Source organism: Bacteroidota bacterium, assembly GCA_039111535.1.
In the GTDB taxonomy this organism is placed as follows: Bacteria; Bacteroidota; Rhodothermia; order Rhodothermales; family JAHQVL01; genus JBCCIM01.
The window spans coordinates 21157-43035 of record JBCCIM010000028.1; the positions used below are offsets into that span (position 1 = coordinate 21157).

General features: G+C 51.0%; 13 protein-coding genes and 1 tRNA gene. 4 read left to right on the plus strand and 10 right to left on the minus strand.

Annotation, left to right across the window (positions count from 1 at the left end):
* Positions 1–183 precede the first annotated feature (183 nt).
* From pepT to AAF564_06830, 4 genes are all read left to right on the plus strand, one after another.
* Positions 184–1437, plus strand: a complete 1254-nt coding sequence (gene pepT / locus AAF564_06815; GenBank protein ID MEM8485243.1) for a peptidase T — start codon at positions 184–186, stop codon at positions 1435–1437.
* Between the two features lie 489 nt (positions 1438–1926).
* A complete protein-coding gene (locus tag AAF564_06820) occupies positions 1927–2187 on the plus strand; it encodes a hypothetical protein (protein ID MEM8485244.1) in 261 nt (86 codons plus the stop codon).
* A 37-nt stretch (positions 2188–2224) separates the two neighbouring features.
* On the plus strand, positions 2225–4609 hold the full coding sequence (locus tag AAF564_06825; GenBank protein MEM8485245.1) for a serine hydrolase: 2385 nt from the start codon (positions 2225–2227) through the stop codon (positions 4607–4609).
* 223 nt (positions 4610–4832) lie between these two features.
* Entirely contained in the window at positions 4833–9623 is a 4791-nt protein-coding gene (locus AAF564_06830) for a lamin tail domain-containing protein (protein ID MEM8485246.1), read from the plus strand.
* Positions 9624–9782: 159 nt separating this feature from the next.
* Here AAF564_06830 and rpoC read toward each other — a convergent pair whose 3' ends face one another.
* From rpoC to tuf, 10 genes are all read right to left on the minus strand, one after another.
* Positions 9783–14054, minus strand: a complete 4272-nt coding sequence (rpoC, locus tag AAF564_06835) for a DNA-directed RNA polymerase subunit beta' (protein ID MEM8485247.1) — start codon at positions 14052–14054, stop codon at positions 9783–9785.
* A 100-nt stretch (positions 14055–14154) separates the two neighbouring features.
* Complete coding sequence (rpoB, locus tag AAF564_06840; GenBank protein MEM8485248.1) at positions 14155–17994, minus strand: DNA-directed RNA polymerase subunit beta; 3840 nt, start codon at positions 17992–17994, stop codon at positions 14155–14157.
* A 269-nt stretch (positions 17995–18263) separates the two neighbouring features.
* Entirely contained in the window at positions 18264–18644 is a 381-nt protein-coding gene (gene rplL, locus AAF564_06845; protein MEM8485249.1) for a 50S ribosomal protein L7/L12, read from the minus strand.
* Between the two features lie 111 nt (positions 18645–18755).
* A complete protein-coding gene (rplJ, locus tag AAF564_06850; GenBank protein MEM8485250.1) occupies positions 18756–19286 on the minus strand; it encodes a 50S ribosomal protein L10 in 531 nt (176 codons plus the stop codon).
* A gap of 47 nt (positions 19287–19333) precedes the next feature.
* A complete protein-coding gene (gene rplA, locus AAF564_06855) occupies positions 19334–20044 on the minus strand; it encodes a 50S ribosomal protein L1 (protein MEM8485251.1) in 711 nt (236 codons plus the stop codon).
* A gap of 116 nt (positions 20045–20160) precedes the next feature.
* Positions 20161–20598: a 50S ribosomal protein L11 gene (rplK, locus tag AAF564_06860; protein MEM8485252.1), complete on the minus strand. Its 438-nt coding sequence runs from the start codon at positions 20596–20598 to the stop codon at positions 20161–20163.
* 164 nt (positions 20599–20762) lie between these two features.
* On the minus strand, positions 20763–21317 hold the full coding sequence (gene nusG / locus AAF564_06865; protein ID MEM8485253.1) for a transcription termination/antitermination protein NusG: 555 nt from the start codon (positions 21315–21317) through the stop codon (positions 20763–20765).
* Positions 21318–21366: 49 nt separating this feature from the next.
* Positions 21367–21555: a preprotein translocase subunit SecE gene (gene secE / locus AAF564_06870; GenBank protein MEM8485254.1), complete on the minus strand. Its 189-nt coding sequence runs from the start codon at positions 21553–21555 to the stop codon at positions 21367–21369.
* A 62-nt stretch (positions 21556–21617) separates the two neighbouring features.
* Positions 21618–21690: transfer RNA gene (locus AAF564_06875), tRNA-Trp, on the minus strand.
* 54 nt (positions 21691–21744) lie between these two features.
* Positions 21745–21879: elongation factor Tu (tuf, locus tag AAF564_06880; protein MEM8485255.1), on the minus strand; the 135-nt coding region annotated here is incomplete at its 5' end.

Below are 21879 nucleotides of genomic sequence, written 5' to 3' on the forward strand. Positions count from 1 at the left end.
CACAAATCAAGCATAAAGTTAATGGGAAGGACTTAACTCAACAGTGCAGCAACAAAAAAGGAACATGTAAGCGGCACACAATTTTCAGCGTATCGTGCTTTTGTGGAACGATGAGTGGATGATAGTCACATCCCAATGCTCCACTTCTTGTGTTTTATGACCGTATGAACAACCGTTAACCTCATGAGCCAACTCCCGTCCGTTGTGGAGCGCTTTATGCGCTATGTGCAGATAGATACACAGTCAAATCCAGCGTCAGATACTGTTCCGTCTACAGAGAAGCAGAAAGATTTGGGCAGATTGCTCGTAGCTGAACTCGAGGCACTCGGCGTTCCTGATGCAATCATGAACGCACAGGGATACGTATTTGGCACCTTACCAGCAGTTGGCGAAGACAACCCGCACGGACCAACACTTGGCCTGTTGGCGCATATGGATACATCACCCGACGAATCTGGCAAAGACGTAAAGCCGGTCATTCATCAGAATTATGATGGCGGCGTTATTGCGCTACCGGGTGATCCAACGGTTGTATTGAATCCGGAAACACAGCCGGCGTTGCTGTCACACATCGGGCACGACATCATTACAAGCGATGGTACCACCCTGCTTGGCAGCGATGACAAAGCCGGCGTTGCCATTCTGATGCAACTTGCAGAAGACCTGATTGCAGATACAGAAACAACACGCCCAAGAATCCGCCTGTGTTTTACAATCGACGAAGAAATTGGCCGGGGCGTTGACCACCTCAGTCTCGACGAACTCGACGTAGACGTAGCATATACCATCGATGGCAGCGGCGTAGGCAACTTCTTTGCAGAGACCTTCAACGCCGTTATGGCCACGTTAGCTGTCAAAGGCGTGATGGTTCATCCGGGTTATGCAAAAGGCGTAATGGTCAATGCCCTTCGCATTATGTGTGAAATTATCGCCGCATTGCCGGCAGATCAGGCGCCTGAGTCGACTGGAGAAAGAGAAGGCTACATTCACCCGCATCATATTGGTGCTGGAGATGCCAGTGCCGTTGAGGCCACCTTTATCCTGCGCGACTTTACAACTGAGGGAATGGCCCGCAAGCGCGACTTCCTGCAATCTCTCGTTGCACTCTATCGGGTTAAATACCCCAGGGCTGCGATTGAGTTGACGCTCGTGGACCAGTACAAAAATATGCGTTCATATATCGAAAATACGGACCCACGTGTAGTGTCGCTGGCACACGTAGCGGCATCACAAATGGGTATCACGTTGGAAGAACATGTTGTGCGTGGCGGCACCGACGGCGCACGTTTGTCTGAACTCGGCATTCCAACACCCAACGTATTCAACGGGGGGTATGACTACCACAGCAAGTTTGAATGGAACACGGTACAAAATCTGGAAACCTCACTGGTCTACCTGAAACACCTTGTGACGGTCTGGGGAACTGAAGCCCGCTAACACCGGCTGCCAACGCAAAGCATCATGCACTTCTATCGATCATCAAAGAAAAAAAACGCATTGAGCGGGGGATCTCTTTTCCGGTCGGGGTGTTTTTTTTCTGCACTAATTTTATATATCGTGGCATTATTTTCCTTAATTTACTACTTCAAGTAAATTCGATGGACAGCCACTCAAATTTAATTTGAAGCATGCGGCAATAAAGTGTGCACGGTAAGGTGCTCGATTTACCTTTTTTTGACCGATTGCGATTCCCCCGAAAACATGCTCATTTACGGCCACCCCTCAGGACGTCAGGCGCGAGAACAGCAGCGCCAACGAAGACGTAGACGCCGAATCAATGAATTCAAGGCATTCATGGCCGCAGTTGGACTCGTATTGACCACGGCCCTCATGTATGGCGGTGTGTTTGCCCTTCTCTTCCTAGTTGCCAAGTGGTTAGCCTGACACCAGCTTCCGCGCTGATACCACCTCAACCATTTTCGACCAATGCAGGATAAACGCAAACCCTTGAGCAAAACCGCCAGTCGCCGCGTGCTATTTGGCCTGATTGTGGTAACTATCTTCCTTGCTTATCTGGCTGCGCTTGGGATCCAGAGCGCCTCGCAAAACCAGGCATTGCAGGAAGAAATTATTGAAATGCGCCGGCAATTCGACCCCAACTTTAAAGAGCCTGACAGCTCAAAAAGCGCCGGACCTGCTGCCAATGCTGTTGCAGCACCTGCACCTGATTCTACTGTTTCTAACTAAGTCTTAACAAGACCCGGATTGCTAACCCGGTTAGTACATGCGATCTGCTGTTCTCATTTGCTCTCTTGCCATTCTTGTCCTATTGGTCAACTCAGGTGACTGGTTGGCTGATCAACTCGTGCTGCGAAGCAACGATACCTTCCTGAAGAACAGCCTCAACATCCTGGTAAACCGCGAACTGGCGGATAAAAAAATACCCGGACTCGCCATTACGGTCATCGACGACCAGAATGTGTTGTTCGAAGATGGGTTTGGTCTTGCAGATCCCACAGGCAATGTGCCGGCATCTCCATACACGGTATTCCAGGCCGGCGCCGTTGCACAACTGTTTACCACGATAGCCGTCTTGCAGCGCGTCGAACACAACAAGCTCGACCTCGACGCCCCAATTGCTACCTACCTCCCCTCTTTTGCACCACGCAACCCATACGGACTCGATCTGACGCTCCGCCAAATCTTGTCGCATCAATCTGGCCTCGTCGCTGAACCACCAGTTGGGCACTACTTTGATACGTCGCGGCCCACACTAACACAAGTTGTTGAGAGTATTAACCAGACAACCGTTGTATTTCCGCCAGAAACCTTTACCAAGTATTCCAATGCCGGCTTTGCCGTTGCCGGCAATGTGCTGGAGGCATCACTCGAAAAACCGTTTGAGCAACACATGCGGGCCATTCTCGATCGTATGCACCTCAAACGCACAAGCTTCACAGACCGGCTCGATCTGAAGAGTAAACTTGCTGTAGGCCACATTTCCTCGCTGGATGACCGTATTGTACCCCTGGACCCGCTTGAGATTGCCAATGGGCCGGCCAACAACCTGTACACAACGGTAAACGACCTGGGCGCTTTTATGAAGGTCCTTTTTGCAGACGGACTGAGCCCCAACGGCAGCATACTGGATGGTGATGCCTTTGAACAAATGTGGACCATCCAGCTGTCTACAGCGCGTAAACAGATTCCGTTTGGTCTCGGCTTTGCCGTTTCCATTTTTGAAGACCAGCGGCGGGCTACCCTGACCAGCAATACCCACGGCTTTACAACGCGCATAGACTTGCTACCCGATCAAGACCTGGGCGTTGCGATTATTGCCAACCTCGCATACAGCGAAGCCACGCTGGAAAAACTGGCTGGTTATGCGCTCAAACTGGCGCTGGCGCAAAAGAAAGAGGAGGCAACCCCTGCGTTCCCCAACTCGCGGCAACCGGACTCGTCCATGGTCAGCCAGGCCATCGGTTATTACATCAATGCAGATCCGCTCTACATTTCCAAGTCTGACCACAACCTGTATCTGTATCAGGACTTCAACAGGTATCGTCTCAGACAGCAAGGAGACTCCTTAATTATAGACGATAAACATGCTTACGGCCCGATATTACTCTCTGACGGGCTAACGCTACAATACAATAACACCCTGTATTCCAAGCGGAATGCAGCGGTCCCTCGCGCTGGCGCGCCGAGGTATGCTAACCTTACAGGCGACTATGGTTTACCCGATCGCCCAATTACCATCGTCGAACAAAACAACAACTTGTATGCGCTCGACGGCTGGAACACTGCCTACACCCTCACACCAGACGCTGAAGACCGATTTCTTTTTCCTGTAGACGGTTTGTACGGCGGTGAGTCTATTACCTTCACCAGAAATGAAACGGGCGAAATAGCATCAGCTTACTTTGCCAATATGCCACTGCCCCGGTTAACCGATGGCGCGTATGCAGATCTGGTACGGACAGTACCGCTGGAAAAACCAATCAGTGGTACAGCACAGCCGCTGGTTGCACCTCCGGAGTCAATGCTAACAGCGTACGGCAATAAAGAGAGCGAAATGGTAGATCTCACACATGTGGATCCCCTTTTCAACCTCGACATCCGCTATGCGACGAGGGAGAACCTGCTCGGCACGCAGATTTACAGCGAAGCCCGTGCGTTACTGCAACGGCCCGTTGCGGAGGCTGTGTTTAGCATCCAGCGCCAGATTCGCCGGCTTGGCTACGAACTGGTTGTCTACGACACCTACCAACCCTGGTATATCTCAAATGCCATCTGGGAAAGCGTGCCCGATAGCATGAAGTATTTCTTCAATGATCCGCAACAGAGTATCTGCCAAAACAACGGCACAGCGCTCAGTGTGGGTATTTTTGAATTAAACGCCGGCGCAGCTATGCCCATGCCGTCAGAATACGACGAAATGACGGCACTCAGCTACGCAGACTCTCCCCTTCCGGAGGAGCGACTCCGGTGGAACCGGGACTTCCTTCGCCGGCTGATGGAATCTGAAGGGTTTACCGTTGCAGCTGACAAGTGGTGGCACTTTACGCACAATTCCTGCCCTCAATACCCCGTGATGAACACACCGTTCGCAGAGGTAGAGTATATCAATACGAACAACCTCCAGCGCATCTTCACGGTAGATCGTTAAGCAAGCCGCCCTTGCTAACCCTCAATACATAAGCCGGTTAAGGAGGGAAGAACCCTCTTCCAAAGCCTGGCGCCTCACCTACTCAAGACAGCATGTAAAATTCCATGCGGCCCGAATATCGCGGTATGTCATTTTTTTTGCCTGCTGCTAAATTGCCATTTGCAGAGCAATTGATTTTCTTTCACCACCGCTCCCTTCCCATGAAGCCCTTAAACCTTACGTGATGCGATCTTACGTGCTGGTTTTGCTCATGTTACTGCTTGTGCAAGTAGCCGCTGGTCAACAACCTTCAGAAATACTTCAGCTCAACGAATTTATGGCGTCAAATGCCAGTACGCTGGCAGATGAAGATGGTGCGTTCAGCGACTGGATTGAAATACTGAACTTAAGCAGTGCACCGGTTGACTTATCAGGATGGTCGCTCACTGATGATATTGACGAGCCGGCAAAGTGGGTATTCTCTGGCGGCACACTTTCACCAGGTGATTTTGCCCTTGTTTTTGCCTCAGGAAAGGATCGCGGCAATGCAAATATTGCATGGGAGACATTCATTGATAAAGGAGATCAATGGCAATACTTTGTCGGTGAAACGGCCCCTCCGGACAACTGGCTGGACCCCGACTTTGACGATACGTCGTGGGAAGCCGGAGCCAGTGGTTTCGGATATGGTGATGACGATGACGCCACGCTTGTAGATGTAGTAATTTCTGTGTTTGTCCGGAAAACGTTCACGATCCAGCAGGTAGAACAGGTTACGCGGGTCTTGTTGGACATAGACTATGACGATGGATTTGTAGCTTACCTTAACGGTATCGAAGTTGCCCGCGCAAACGTAGGCGTCGAAGGCGTGCGGCCGGCTTTTGACGAGGGCGCGGGAAGTGCTGGTGAGCCCTTTGGTGTTAGAGGTTTGCCGCCGGCGCGCTTTGAACTAGAGGACCTGGAAAACGTCCTGCAAGAAGGCGAAAACGTACTCGCCATCGAAGTGCATAATGCGTCTTTAAATTCATCAGATTTGACCCTCATCCCCTTTCTAACCCTCGGATTCGATGCGCCGCAAAATCCCGATGCACCAATAGCCGATGACATTGCCCCGTTGCCGGGTGAAGAATACCATACCAATTTCAAACTTGGCGCTGAGGGTGAATACCTGGCACTGGTCAATCCTGAAGGCATTGTAGCTTCAGCCTTCGATCCAGCGTTTCCCCCGCAATCAGAAGACCTGTCGTATGGTTTTCAAAATGGTGTAGCGGGCTACCTGGCCTCCCCCACACCAGGAGAGCCAAACAGTGCCGTCATTTCAGGGTTTGCAGAAGCCCCTGTTTTCAGCGTTGAACACGGTTTTTTTGACACACCTTTTAGCGTAACGCTGCGTTCATCAACGCCTGATGCGATGATCAGGTATACTCTGGATGGCAGTCCGCCGACCTCGACAACGGGCACGCGTTACGAAGCCCCGATCACCATAGAGAAAACCGCTGTATTACGGACTGTAGCATACAAAGCCGGTTACCTCGATTCTCCAGTAGCCACACAAACGTATCTCTTCCTCGACAATGTCGCTGGCCAGATTGGAAGACCTGAAGGATGGCCAACCACCTGGGGTGGCAATGTTGTAGACTATGGTATGAATCTGCAAATTGCAGGACTCCCCGACACCGGTAACCGTGCACAAACCATCAAAGCCCTGCAGTCAATTCCCAGTGTATCGTTGGCCATCGACCTCGACGAACTCTTCGATGCAGACACGGGCATTTATGCCAACGCATTTCAACGTGGACGGGATTGGGAAAGGCCGGCTTCTGTTGAATTCATGTTTCCCGATGGTACAGAAGGCGTCCAGATCAACGCCGGCGTCCGCATTCGCGGTGGGTTCAGCAGGAGCGAAAACAATCCCAAACATGCATTCAGGTTGTTCTTTAGGGATGAAATGCTCAAATTCCCCGCCTTTGAAGATGAAGGTGTCGCTGAGTTTGAAAACCTGGACTTACGAACCAGCCAAAACTACTCGTGGTCATTTAATGGCGATACGCGAAATACCATGAATCGCGACGTGTTCTCGCGGGATACCCAACGCGACATGGGAGATCCTTACACAAGGAGCCGTTATTACCATTTATATATCAATGGCCTGTATTGGGGGCTATTTCAAAGCCAGGAACGGTCGGAAGCGTCGTTTGCAGCTTCTTATTTTGATGGTGACAAAGACGATTTCGACGTACTTAAATCAACCGGCCCCACCGATGGGTTTTATGATCTTGAAGTCACAGATGGTAACGCTACAGCCTGGGTCGATTTATGGACTGCTGTAAATAACATGGCGGATGCTACTGACGAAACTGAGCGGCAAGCAATTTATCAGCAAATTCAGGGGAGAAACCCGGATGGATCGAGAAACACAGATTTCTCAATTTTGCTTGATGTAGACAACCTGATCAACTATACCCTGATCAATTTTTACACTGGCAACTTTGATGCTCCCATTTCCTGGTTTCTGGGGAATGAGCAAATCAACAACTTTTACGCAATCATAAACCGTGTCGGCGAAGCAGGATTCAAGTTCTTCACCCACGACAACGAACATTCCTTGCTGCCTGATGCTCCCCAGGCCAGAGATCGAACGGGCCCGTATCCTGCCGGAAACCAGCTTAAAGAGAGCAATCCGATGTGGATTCATCAGCAATTGATGTCATCTCCTGCGTATCGCATCCGTTTTGCAGACCTTGCGCACAAGCACCTGCGCAACGGTGGCATCCTAACCGAGGAAGCCGGCCGCGATAGATTTCTTGCGCGCGCTGCAGAAATAGAAGAAGCAATATGGGCTGAATCTGCCCGATGGGGAGACTCCAAACGTCAACCATCCTTAACGAAAGATGACTGGCAAAACGCCATAGACAACATTTCGAATAACTTTTTCCCGGGCCGCTCTGAAGAAATTATTCAGCTACTGAGAATATCTCGGCGCTACTCGGATTGGCGTTTCCCATCACTGGGCTTCGTAGTCGATCCTCTTTTCCCCGCGATCGACCCGCCGGCCTTTAATCAACACGGCGGCAATGTGTCAGCTAACTTCCTACTGTCGCTCGCCAGTGAGGCTGATTCAGTGTATTTTACAATGAATGGCCCTGACCCTCGCCTCAGCGATGGCGCAATTTCGCCAGATGCCGTGCTGTACAGCGGGGGCGCCGTTGCACTTGCTGGAGCAGTAGACGTGCAGGCACGCGCCATTGTAGACGGGCAGTGGTCAGCCTTAAATCAAGCTACTTTCTTTGTAGATGCGGTTGCCCCCACCCCGGCATCGCTTGTCATTTCAGAAATCCATTACAACCCTTCAGCACCCGACCAGCCTGAAATTAACGCGGGATTTGAAGACAACGACGATTTTGAATTCATCGAACTGTTCAACACAGGCAACGAAGCCTTACACCTCAGCGGGTTGCGCTTCGCTGATGGCATATCTTTCACGTTTGACGCAGCTGTATTGCCACCTGCATCTTATGCGTTGCTTGTAAAAGATGCAGCAGCCTTTGCGTTTAGGTATGGCGCTGATATCTTGGTTGCTGGCGAATATGATGGCAAGCTCAGCAACAGTGGAGAAAACCTGGTACTTCAAGGGTTCGACGGAACGGTTCTTCACGAGCTAGCCTACGGTACGGGTGGCAACTGGCCGAGCCGTGCTGATGGTAGCGGGAGCTCACTCGAACTCCTTGCTGATGCACAAGACCTTGCTTTATCAGAGCATTGGCAAGCCAGCCCTGGCGTTGACGGATCGCCCGGTGCACCTACCGCAACAGACGCCCTACCCATACGCATCAACGAGGTGTTAACACATACCGACTTGCCACTGGTAGATGCAATCGAACTCTTCAATCAATCAAATGATGACGTTGATATTAGTGGCTGGTACCTGAGCGACTCCGATCAATATAGGAAGTTTGCCATTCCCACAGGCACTGTCTTGCCAGCAGGCGGGTTTATCGTCTTCGATGAATCCGATTTTAATGCGGATGGCAGCCCAACAGCCTTTGCGCTCAACAGTGCATCCGGAGATGAGGTCTCCCTCGTCTCAACAGGCAATAATGACAAGCTATTGAGGTTTGAGGACCATGTCTCATTTGGTGCAACAGCCAATGGAGAAACGCTGGGCAGATGGCCTGATGGCACGGGAGCTTTATATCCTATGTTACAACCCTCTCTGGGCAGCACAAACGCCGGCCCCAAAATAGGCGACCTGGTCTTCCGGGAAATCATGTACCACCCACCAAACAACGACCGGTATTTAGAATATGTGGAGGTTATAAACCGAAGCAGTTCATCACTGAATGCCGAAAACTGGCAAATCGAAGGGGGTGTTTCCTACACCTTCCCAGACGGACTTACTTTGGGAGCCGGGGAAATTGCGCGTATCGTGCCTTTTGATCCATCCGTAGAGTCTGATAAAATTGCTGCCATGCAGCAAGCGTTCAGCGATCCGGCGGTACAGGTACTGGGGCCCTGGGACGGCCGGCTTAACAATGCAGGTGAGACGCTGCTACTCACCCGTCCTGACATGCCCCCCATCGAACAGCCCGACCTGATTCCTCGAATTGAGGTTGATCGGGTTGGATATAGCAATGCAGCGCCATGGCCAACCGAAGCCAATGGCGCCGGCGCAGCACTGGTCAAAATTGAATTGGATGACTTTTCTGATGACCCCAGCAATTGGACTGCTGAATCGCGTGTCGTTGAAACGGAGCCGCCACTGGACCCCGTAGACGTATTTGAATTGGTAGCCCCCTTTCCGAACCCAGCATTTGAATCTGCAACCTTCTCGCTGGTATTGGAAGAGGTCGACTATGTGCGTATTGCGCTTTACGATGTGCTGGGCCGGCAAGTGCAGGTGATAAATGAATCTTCACTTCGGCCCAATGAGCGCCATCAGTTCACGCTGAATACCTCAGGGTTGGCAAGCGGAGTCTACTTCATCCACATTATAGCAGATCGCTTCGGTGTAACAGAAAGCATTGTAGTATTTTAATCCCGGAAACGGATACTCCTTTATCTAACAAGGAGATGAGGTTGCTACTTTATTCCACGAAGTGATCCCTGTAAGCTGTTCAACTTGGTAAAAAAAGAAAAGCCGGCTGATCTTATCGATCAGCCGGCTTTTGCAATTTGTTGTTGGCCTTGTACCCGGTTATGGGGTGACAGATTCAACTTTGCTAGGCAGGTCGCTTCCAAGTGCTGCCTGCAGTTCTGCAAGCTCTTTCTTGGACCCAACCACGATGTCGCGGAATCGGCGCTGGCCGGTACCTGCAGGAATGAGGTGACCTACGATCACGTTTTCCTTCAAGCCATACAGCGGATCCACTTTCGCGCGGATGGCAGCTTCGGTGAGTACCTTTGTTGTTTCCTGGAAGGAAGCAGCAGATACAAACGAATCTGTTGACAGCGATGCCTGCGTGATACCGAGCAGGATGGGCTCAGCAACTGCCGGCTGCGTTTCACGCACCGTAACCTGTTTGAGGTCTTTACGCTTCATGTCAGAGTTAATCTCACGAAGCTTACGGCGGTCTACAATTTCACCAACCTTGAGTACAGAGTCACCTGCATTCGTCACTACAAAGCGATCATACAAGTAATCATTGAGCTCTTCGAGGATGAAACGGTCTACCTTGCTGCGCTCCAGCAGGTTTGTATCGCCAGGATCGGTGATGCTAACTTTCTGCATCATCTGGCGCACAATAACTTCAATGTGCTTGTCATTGATCGTTACACCCTGGAGGCGGTAAACTTCCTGCACCTCGTTTACGAGATACTCCTGTACTGATTTAGGTCCGAGAATACCGAGGATATCCTGCGGTGAAATCTGCCCATCAGAAAGCGGCTCGCCAGCACGGACAAAGTCGTTCTCATGAACAATCAGGTACTTCGAAAGCGACACAAGGTATGTTTTCGAGATTTCGCCATCGCGGCTAGTCACAATCACTTCCTGAGAACCACGTTTACGACCACCGAAGGAAACAACCCCATCGATCTCACTAACAACAGCAGGATCAGAAGGACGACGCGCTTCGAACAGTTCGGTTACACGTGGCAGACCACCCGTAATATCGCGCGTCTTCGCAGACTGACGCGGCATTTTTGCGAGGATTTCACCAGCCTGTACCTTGTCGCCGGCATCGATCTGCAAGCGCGCACGGATTGGCAGTGGATACTCTCGAACTTCACCGTCTTTGGTTGTCACGAGGATAGCCGGCGTAAGGGTACGCTCCCTACTCTCTGTAATAACCTTCTCTTTATAGCCGGTCTGTTCGTCAGACTCTTCGCGGTACGTGGTACCTTCGACGATATCCTGGAAAGAAACCGTACCGGCAACTTCAGAGAGACGCACACTATTGTAAGGGTCCCAGCTGGCGAGTACTTCACCTTTCTCGAGCACCTGTCCGTCAGAGACGAGCAGCTCAGCACCATAAGGAATGATGTAGGAGATAAGCTGCCGGCCTTTTTCTTCCGGATCCATAATCCGAACGCCACCCTGACGGGCAAGGACAACTTCTCTCGTTTCTTCCCCTGTATCCAGCGTTACCGTGCGCAGGTTTTCAAATTCAACAACACCACCAAATTTGGTCTGCAAGGTGCTCTCAGCAGAAATACGCGAAGCAGTACCACCAATATGGAAGGTACGAAGCGTAAGCTGTGTACCAGGCTCACCAATCGACTGTGCTGCAACTACCCCAACAGCCTCTCCGGTCTCAACCAGGCGGTTCATCGCAAGGTTACGGCCATAACACAGGGCACATACGCCACGACGCGATTCACAAGTAAGCACGGAGCGAATCTCAACTTCCTCAATGGAAGTCTCCGAAATTTTACGCGCTTTAGCTTCGTCAATCAGCTCATTGGCTGCAACGATGGTTTCGCCAGTAAGCGGATCTTCAACATCGTGCACCGATACGCGACCGAGAATACGGTCTGCCAGCGGTTCTACGATGTCCTCATTGTCTTTCAACGCTGTTGTGCGAATACCACGCAACGTGCCACAGTCCGTAATCGTAACCGTAACATCCTGTGCAACGTCAACAAGACGGCGCGTCAGGTAGCCGGCATCAGCCGTTTTCAGGGCAGTATCAGCCAAGCCTTTACGGGCACCGTGCGTTGAGATAAAGTACTCAAGTACCGACAGGCCTTCTTTAAAGTTGGAGATAATCGGATTCTCGATAATCTCTCCAGCTGAACCAACCAGGCTTTTTTGCGGCTTGGCCATCAGACCACGCATTCCACCAAGCTGACGAATCTGCTCTTTAGAACCACGAGCACCAGAGTCAGCCATCATGTAAATGGCGTTGAAACCCTGCTTGTCTTCTTTCAGTGCATCGAAGAGCACTTCAGAGATCATGCCGTTGGTACGGGTCCAGATATCGATAACTTTATTGTAGCGCTCGTTCTCCGTAATGTGGCCCATTTCGTAGAACTCAAGCGCCTGCTCTACTTCGCCAGAAGCGTCGGAGATCAGGTCTTCTTTTTCCTGCGGTACAACGATATCGGCCAGCGAGAAGGTCAGACCAGCTGTTGTAGCCTGCTCAAACCCACGGTTCTTCATGCTATCGAGAAACTTCGTGGTTTCAGCAAAACCTGTAGCAGCCAGGATTCTGGAAATAATGCTGCGGAGGTTCTTTTTGGTAAGGACCTCATTGATATAGCCGGCGCCTTCCGGTACAACTTCGTTGAACAGGACGCGGCCTACTGTGGTCTCCAGCGCTTCACCTTCATGCATCAGCGTGATTTTGGCGTGGAGGTCTACAATTTTCTGATCGTATGCCTGGCGAACTTCTTGAGAGGAGCTAAAGCGTTTGCCTTCTCCCCGCATGCCGTTCCGGGCTTTGGTCATGTAATAGAGGCCCAAAACCATGTCCTGCGTTGGTACCGTCACCGGTCCACCATGTGCAGGGCTCAAGATGTTATGGCTGGCAAGCATGAGGATCATGGCTTCCAGACAAGCATCATGGCTCAGTGGCACGTGTACAGCCATCTGGTCACCGTCAAAGTCGGCGTTGAAAGCGGTACATACCAGCGGATGCAGCCGGATTGCCTTGCCTTCAATCAGTACCGGCTGGAAAGCCTGGATACCGAGACGGTGCAGCGTAGGTGCACGGTTAAGCATAACCGGCCGGCCATCGATGACTTTTTCAAGGATGTCCCATACATCGGATGTCCTGCGGTCAACAACCTTCTTGGCGCTTTTAACCGTCTTAACGATGCCACGCTCAATCAGCTTGCGGATTACAAATGGCTTGAAGAGCTCCACAGCCATTTCTTTTGGCAAACCACATTGGTGCAGCCCCAGTTCAGGACCTACAACAATTACAGAACGGCCAGAATAATCAACACGCTTACCAAGCAAGTTCTGACGGAAACGACCCTGCTTCCCTTTCAGCATATCTGAAAGCGACTTGAGGGCGCGGTTTGAGTCGGAACGCACTGCGTTGGCTTTACGGCTGTTATCAAACAGCGAGTCAACAGCCTCCTGGAGCATCCGCTTCTCGTTACGCAGAATTACTTCAGGAGCCTTGATATCAATCAGGCGCTTGAGGCGGTTGTTGCGGATAATTACGCGACGATACAAGTCGTTGAGGTCACTTGTCGCAAACCGACCGCCTTCGAGCGGTACAAGCGGGCGCAATTCCGGTGGGATCACAGGAATAACGCGCATGACCATCCACTCCGGGCGGTTCTCCATGCGCTTGTTGGCATCACGGAAGGACTCAACAACGCTCAATCGTTTCAGCGCTTCAGCTTTACGCTGCTGGCTAGACTCTGTGCGAACCTGGAAACGCAGTTCCTGCGCCAGTTCATCGAGTTCAGCACGACTCAACATCATTTCGACCGCTTCACCACCAATTTTGGCGATGAATTTTTCCGGGTCTTCGTCGTCCAGGCGATTGTTATCTTCGCGGATCTGATACAGAACGTTGAAATACTCGTCTTCAGAGAGCAGCTGCTTCGGCTCGACACCTAGTTTTTCTGCAGCACCAGGCTGAATAACGATATAGTTTTCATAATAGATTACCTTCTCGAGGTCTTTCGACTTGAGTCCGAGGAGGTGACCAATTTTGTTTGGTAGTGTTTTGAAATACCAAATGTGAACAACGGGCACACTAAGCGTGATGTGTCCCATACGCTCACGACGCACTGCTTTCTGGGTTACTTCAACCCCACAGCGGTCACAAATAATGCCTTTGTAGCGAATACGCTTGTATTTGCCGCAATGACATTCCCAATCTTTTACTGGACCAAAGATCTTTTCACAGAAGAGGCCATCTTTTTCAGGCTTAAACGAGCGATAGTTGATCGTCTCAGGTTTAAGCACCTCGCCATAAGACCGCTCAAGAATGGTCTCGGGAGAAGAAAGACTGACGGTGATCTGTGTAAAGTTCTTTCTTATTTTCTGCGTTTTTCCGTACGGCATATCAAATTCCGAATGTCGAATGTCAGGTGTCGATTCCTAAAGCGCCGAATGATCGCTGCCACGCGGGGTTAACCGCGCAGCAGGTGTCAATCGACATTCATTAATCCAGTTTGATTTCTAGTCCCAGGCCCTGAAGCTCGCGAACAAGAACGTTAAAGCTTTCCGGGGTGCCGGCTTCCGGCATGTTCTCCCCTTTTACGATTGACTCGTACGCTTTAGAGCGGCCTTGAACGTCGTCAGACTTGTAGGTTAGCATCTCCTGCAGTGTGCTTGCAGCACCGTATGCATAGAGTGCCCATACCTCCATCTCACCCAGGCGCTGACCACCAAACTGTGCTTTACCACCAAGCGGCTGCTGGGTAATAAGGCTGTATGGCCCGATGCTACGTGCGTGCATCTTGTCCTGAACAAGGTGGCTGAGTTTCAGCATGTAGATCTGACCTACCGTAGTACGCTGGTCAAATGCTTCACCTGAGCGGCCGTCGTACAACTGTGCACGTCCGTCCGTTGGCAATCCTGCGTTTTCGAGCTCTTGCATGACGTCTTCCATCTTTGCACCGTCGAAAATCGGGGTTGCATACTTTTTGCCCAGCTTGGAGCCGGCCCATCCGAGGAGGGTCTCAAAAATCTGACCCAGGTTCATACGTGATGGTACACCCAGCGGGTTGAGCACAATGTCAACTGGCTGACCATCAGCGAGGAACGGCATATCCTCTTCCGGTACAATCTTGGCGATCACACCTTTGTTACCATGGCGGCCGGCCATTTTGTCGCCCACCTGGATTTTGCGCTTCTTGGCGACGTACACTTTTGCAAGTTGTACGATACCCGGTGGCAACTCATCCCCCATCTGCACCTGGTGTCGGCGACGTTTAGCGTCTCCCTGTACCCGGTTGTAGATGGTCTGGTAGTTCCGAATGAGTTTCTGCACCTTACGGTTCGCTTCCTCGTTGTCGAGGTAGGTATGCCGTGTACGCATTGTATGCGGCGGTACATCTACAAACGGCTCTTTGGTGTACTTGGCACCTTCTGAGATAATTACGCGACCATCACGATCTTCGATACCCGGGCATTTCTTGCCGTCGACCATCGAGAAGAACTTGGTATAAAACTTCTCGTTCAGCTCGTTGATCTGGTATTCGAGGTTGGTGTCGATCTCCGTAATGCGCTGTTGCTCTACCTTCTTGGAAGCAGGATCAAGCTTGCGCCGGCTGAAGAGTTTGGTATCAATCACGATACCCTTCATGCCCGGAGGCGCCTTCAGCGATGCGTCTTTTACATCACCTGCTTTGTCACCAAAAATGGCGCGAAGCAGTTTCTCTTCTGGCGTCGGATCGGTCTCACCTTTCGGGGTAATTTTACCCACAATGATGTCGCCGGCTTTCACTTCCGCACCAATACGGATGATACCGCGCTCGTCGAGGTCTTTGGTTGCTTCTTCAGAAACGTTCGGGATTTCACGGGTAAGTTCTTCTTCCCCACGTTTGGTATCGCGAACCTGCAACTCAAACTCTTCGATGTGCACCGAGGTGTACACGTCGTCTGCCACGAGGCGCTCAGAAAGCACGATGGCATCCTCGAAATTGTACCCACGCCATGGCATAAAGGCCACAAGCACGTTTTTACCAAGCGCCAACTCACCGTTGTCCGTTGAGAACCCGTCGGTAAGTACGGTGCCTTTTTTAACCCGCATGCCAGGTTGCACAATTGGCTTCTGGTTGATGCAGGTATCCTGGTTGGTACGGCGGAATTTGGTCAACATGTATGTTTTGACCGGATCCTCAAATGCTACATCAGCATCGTTCTCGTCGAGGTCGTAGCGGACAACCACGCGGGTTGCATCGGCAAACTCAACAATGCCTGGCCCTTCAGCTACTATGTTGGCGCGTGAGTCTTTTGCTACGCGTCCTTCGAGACCCGTACCTACAATCGGAGAATCAGCACGCAACAGCGGCACGGCCTGGCGCTGCATGTTTGATCCCATGAGGGCACGGTTGGCGTCATCATGCTCGAGGAACGGAATCAGGCTGGCCGCAGGCGACACAATCTGGTTCGGCGCAACATCCATGTATTCGATGTTCTCGGGCGTGATGATCGGGAAATCACCGCGATGCCGGCACTTCACATAATCGTTTTCGAAGTTACCTTTTGCATCCACCGGCGCATTGGCCTGGGCGATGATGGACTCATCTTCCTCTTCTGCTGTCAGGAAGCGAATCTCATTGGTAACTTTGCCTTTTTTCACAACGCGGTACGGCGTTTCGATAAACCCGAACGGGTTGATCTGCGCATGCACGCACAGAGAAGAAATCAAACCAATGTTTGGACCCTCAGGCGTTTCAATCGGGCAGAGGCGGCCGTAATGCGTGTAGTGTACGTCGCGAACCTCAAAACCTGCACGTTCACGTGTCAGACCACCAGGCCCCAGGGCAGACATACGCCGCTTGTGCGTCAGCTCCGCCAGCGGGTTCGTCTGATCCATAAACTGGCTCAGCTGGTTGGTACCGAAGAAACTGTTAATCACACTCGATACCGTACGGGCGTTGACCAGGTCCTGCGGCGTGAAGTTTTCTGCGTCACGCAGGTTCATCCGCTCTTTGATCGTACGCGCCATACGCGCCAGACCAAGAGAGAACTGGGCTGCCAGCTGTTCACCGACGGTGCGTACACGCCGGTTGCTGAGGTGATCAATATCATCAACTGAGCTTTTACCGTTTTTCAGGTTGATCAGTTCGCGGATGATGGCTAGAATGTCGTTGCGTGTAAGCGTTGATGTATCTGGTGCTTCATCCAGTCGGAGCCGGCGATTCACACGGTAACGCCCTACTTCACCGAGGTCGTAGCGTTTTTCGCTGAAGAACAACCGTTCGAGTACACCACGTGCTGTCTCTAGGTCAGGAGACTCCGCACCACGAAGCTGCAAGTAGAGATGCGCAAGCGCCTCTTCTTCTGACTTCGTCGGGTCCTTCTTGATTGTATTCAGCAGCGTGCTTTTGTCGGTCGCATCCTCGCCCTGGTCTTCCTGTAAAAGGAAAATCTTGTCGATCTCAGCTTCCTTGAGTACGTCGTAGTCCTCTTCGGTAAGCGGATGATCGATAGGGAAGAGTACTTTCTTTTCCGTCTTCGTCTCGATGACTTCGCCAGTGTCTTCGTCGATTACCTCTTTAACGAGATTCACGATAACATTGGCTGCCAACTTGCGATCGATGCTGCCTTTGAAAGACTTTTTGGTTGTGATCTCAACCGTATCCGCAAGGTCGAACATTGCAACAAGATCAGCGTCTGTTGAATATCCAAGCGCACGAAGCAACGCCGTTACGGGTAGCTTCTTCTTGCGGTCGATGTAGGCCCACATCACGTTGTGTACATCCGTAGAAAACTCAATCCATGAACCACGGAAAGGAATCACACGGGCAGAATACAGCTGCGTACCGTTGGGGTGGACACTCTGGCTAAAGAATACGCCAGGGCTACGGTGGAGCTGAGACACAACAACGCGCTCAGCACCATTGATGACAAATGTACCTCTTTCTGTCATCGCCGGCAGATTGCCCAGGTATACTTCCTGCTCTACAGCTTCATTTGCTTCGTCGTCATCGTCGTCTTGCTTGCGAGAAAGACGAAGCTTGGCTTTGAGTGGAATGGAGAAAGTTAGGCCCTGCGCAATACACTCGGAAACAGAATGTTTTGGCGCATCAAGCGTATAGTGCTGGAACTCCAGCATGTAGCGCTCGCGGCTATCCTGAATTGGGAAGTGTTCTTGGAACACAGTTTGCAAACCTAAATCGTCCCGATCTTCCGGGGGATTTTCAGCTTGCACAAAATCTTCCCACGACTTAAGTTGTACATTCAAGAAGTCAGGATATTCACGAACTGTTGGAATACGGGCGAAAGAAACACGCAATTCCTCCCCGCTTTTCCGAATGTTATCGTTGGGCATAAGCTGATCTTTTTGCGTAATAGTTGACGCGGTTACAAAGAGGTACTCATATTCATGCGTCTTAAAGACTTAGCGCATAGAGGTGCAACGTATGGTCAACGCCATGCCCCCCTTCTTGTTTCGCTACTTTAAGGCACATCAAAGGTGTAGCGCTCCCAATTATTTGGCATTAGAAGCGCCGAAAGCCGACACCTCCTGAGAGGGCCGGCTTTGGCCATGTAAAGCAATGCTATGTTGGTGTAGAAAACTGCTTTACCAATGGTATGAACTTACTTGAGTTCTACGTTTCCGCCAGCTTCTTCGATCTTGCCTTTAATCTGCTCAGCTTCGTCTTTGCTGGCACCTTCTTTGATCGGGCTAGGCGCGCCATCAACGAGTTCTTTCGCTTCTTTGAGGCCAAGGCCTGTGATAGCGCGAACTTCTTTGATCACAGCGATTTTCTTTGGACCAGCGCTGGTCAGGATAACGTCAAATTCCGTTTTCTCTTCAGCGCCGCCACCGTCGCCGCCACCTGCTGCAGGACCTGCAACTGCTACTGCAGCTGCTGCCGGCTTAATGCCATACTCTTCTTCGAGTACTGTTGCCAGGTCGCTGGCTTCTTTGATCGTAAGGTTTACTAACTGTTCTGCGAGTTCTTTAACGTCTGCCATTTTTTCTCTCTGTTCCTGCAGCTGTCAACATCCGGGACAGGCCCAAATTCGGCTGCATATTAAGGTGATTGATATTGTCTGTTATTTCCTGTGCGGACAGGACAACCAAATCTAGCCTTCTTCTCTTTCCGCAATAGTCTTGATTGCACCAACCAGGTTGCTTCCCTGTGCCTGCAGTGCCCCAACAACGTTGGTCATCGGAGAGGTCAACAAGCCGAGGATATCGCCAAGGATCTCGTCTTTCGACTTGAGTGCGGCCAACATATCCAGCGCATCGGAGCCATAAACGTCGCCGTCTATAAATGCACCTTTAAGCGCCGGAAGACCAGCACCAGGGCCTTTGGCAAAATCTTTCATAACCCGTGCTGGAGCAGCGGGCTCTGTGCTAAAAGCAACAGCTGTTGGGCCGGCGAGGTGGTCGTACAGGTCCTCGTATCCACCCACTTTGTCCATCGCAATCTTCAGTAGCGTGTTTTTAACAACACGGTACTGCACTTCTGACTTGCGAAAGTTTGCACGCAATTCGTTGGCGTGTTCTACAGTAAGCCCGGAAGCATTGGTCAGGTAAACAGCTGAAGCTTCTTCCAACTGGCCAGTTACTTCTTCCAGGATGGCTGTTTTTTGTTCTTTTGTCAGTGCCATATCAGTTCAAATATCTGCTGTGGAGACAGAATGTTCTGTCCAAATTGCTAGCGAATAACGTTGAGGAGCTCTTGCTTATCCAAAGGAATACCAGGCCCCATTGTCGTAGACATGGTTACTGACTTCACATAGGTGCCTTTGGCAGCTGAAGGACGAAGCCGGATGACTTCTTTCAGGAATGCTTCTGCATTGTCCCTAATCTGCTCCGCAGTGAACGATATTTTACCAACCGCTGTATGCAGGATGCCTGTTTTGTCAACGCGAAAATCGATTTTACCCGCTTTCACCTGTTGAACAGCATCGCTGATATTCATGGTTACGGTGCCGCTTTTGGGGTTTGGCATCAGGCCACGGGGCCCGAGTACGCGACCCAGTTTACCAACTGCGCCCATTACATCGGGCGTGGCGATCAACACGTCAAAATCGAACCAGCCATCTTTCTGGATTTTCTCGACATAGTCATCAAGGCCTACGTGGTCAGCGCCGGCTTCAGTAGCTTCGGCCTGTTTCCCAGGGCTTGCCAGTACAAGTACACGTACTTCTTTACCGGTGCCATGTGGAAGGGTTACTGTACCACGAACCATCTGATCAGCGTGCCGGGGATCTACACCCAGGCGCACGTCGATGTCGACTGATTCATCAAATTTTGCTGTTGATAATTTCTTAATCAGCTCGGAGGCACCTTCAAGAGAAAAAGCAGTGCCTGCTTCTTCAATTGTTTTTTGCGCCTGCGCATAGCGTTTCCCTCGCTTTGCCATATGCTTTTTGTTTTTGCGGTACAATCGCCCGGGAGGCAAATCCCCCAAAGCTCCCGCTGTGATAATCCAAAAATGATATCCAAACGTGCCAATACTGGCACCTACTCATGCATACATTAGGCAGCCGGCGCACCGTCTACCTTGATTCCCATAGAGCGAGCTGTGCCAGCAATCATACGGGCTGCATTTTCAATATCGTGGGCGTTTAGATCCTCCATTTTCTGGGAGGCAATATCTTTGCACTGATCCCAGGTAACGGTACCAACCTTCATGCGCAGCGGGTCAGCCGCCCCACTGTCGATTTTTGCCGCTTTCTTAAGGAGGATAGCTGCCGGCGGGCTTTTTACGATAAACGTAAAAGACTTGTCGGCAAACACCGTGATAACTACGGGCAAAACGAGGCCCATTCTATCCTGCGTAGCTGCATTAAAAGCTTTACAGAATTCCATGATGTTTACCCCTTTCTGGCCCAGTGCCGGCCCAATTGGAGGTGCAGGACTCGCCTGTCCCGCTTTGATTTGCAGCTTTATAAAGCCGTCTATTTTTTTAGCCATAATCGAAACCGCGGTGCAGACGCCCAGGGCCTTACCCTAAAGCTCCCGCCTTTTTCTTGCCAAAAATATTTAGCGTACTTGGTAAATGTGGCCGCGTAATATGCTTACCGGCCCTGGAGGTTCCTGCAAAACAATCCCAGCTAGAGATTTACCGCAGGATTCTTTTACTCTTCGTGTTCGACCTGTAAATAGTCGAGCTCGAGTGGTGTTTTTCGTCCGAAGATGGATACCATGACCTTCACCTTCATTTTGTCAGGATAAACCTCCTCAACAAACCCGGTGAAGTTGTTAAATGGCCCATCAACAACTTTGATGGCATCGCCAGCCTTGAAAGGAATTTCCGGCTGCTCGCCCATTTCCCGTGCCTCGTCGACCTTGCCAAGAATCCGGTTCATTTCGTCCGGACGCAACGGCGTTGGCTGGTCTCCTGTCGTCAGAAAACCAACAACAGACGGCACACCTGCGATCACATGCTGAAGTTCATTGTCTAGAATTGCCTGAATCAGAATGTAACCAGGGAAAAACGTTTTCTCACGCGTACGTTTCTTGCCCTGCCGCATTTCAAATACGGTCTCAGTGGGAATCATAATCTCTGAAAGCTTACCTGTCAGGCCAATACGCTCTATCTCTTTCTCCAGGTAGGCTTTCACCTTTTTCTCGTGCCCGGAAAAAGTCCGTAACACGTACCACTTGGGAATTTTATTTTTCAGAGTGGCCATTGCTCACCCCCCAGCTTGATCACTGAATTATTGAATCGATAGTGATGTACTATGCACGCCCGTAAACCCACTCCAGAATGATGCTAATCACGCGGTCGGCACCAAAAATAAACAGGGATATGATGATGGTAGCGATAACAGTAATCGTCGTAAAAGCAATCAGTTCGGACCGTTTGGGCCAACTGACCTTCTGCATTTCCTTCAGAACCTCTTTCAGGTATCCTGTAATCTTACTCATAACTCAGTGCAAATTTTGTGGCTCCTTTCTGACTTTCATCAGCGAGGTTCTAGGATTACTTGCACGGGCGGCAGGACTCGAACCTGCAGCCTGCGGTTTTGGAGACCGCTGCTCTGCCAATTGAGCTACGCCCGTGTAAAAGCAGCCGGCAAGATTCGCAGGAATCCAGTCGCCGGCTGCTCAAATCAATTACTTGATAATTTTGGAAACAACACCTGCACCAACTGTGCGGCCACCTTCACGGATTGCAAAGCGCAAGCCTTCTTCCATCGCCACTGGCTGGATCAGGGTTACTTTAAACTGCGTGTTGTCACCTGGCATTAC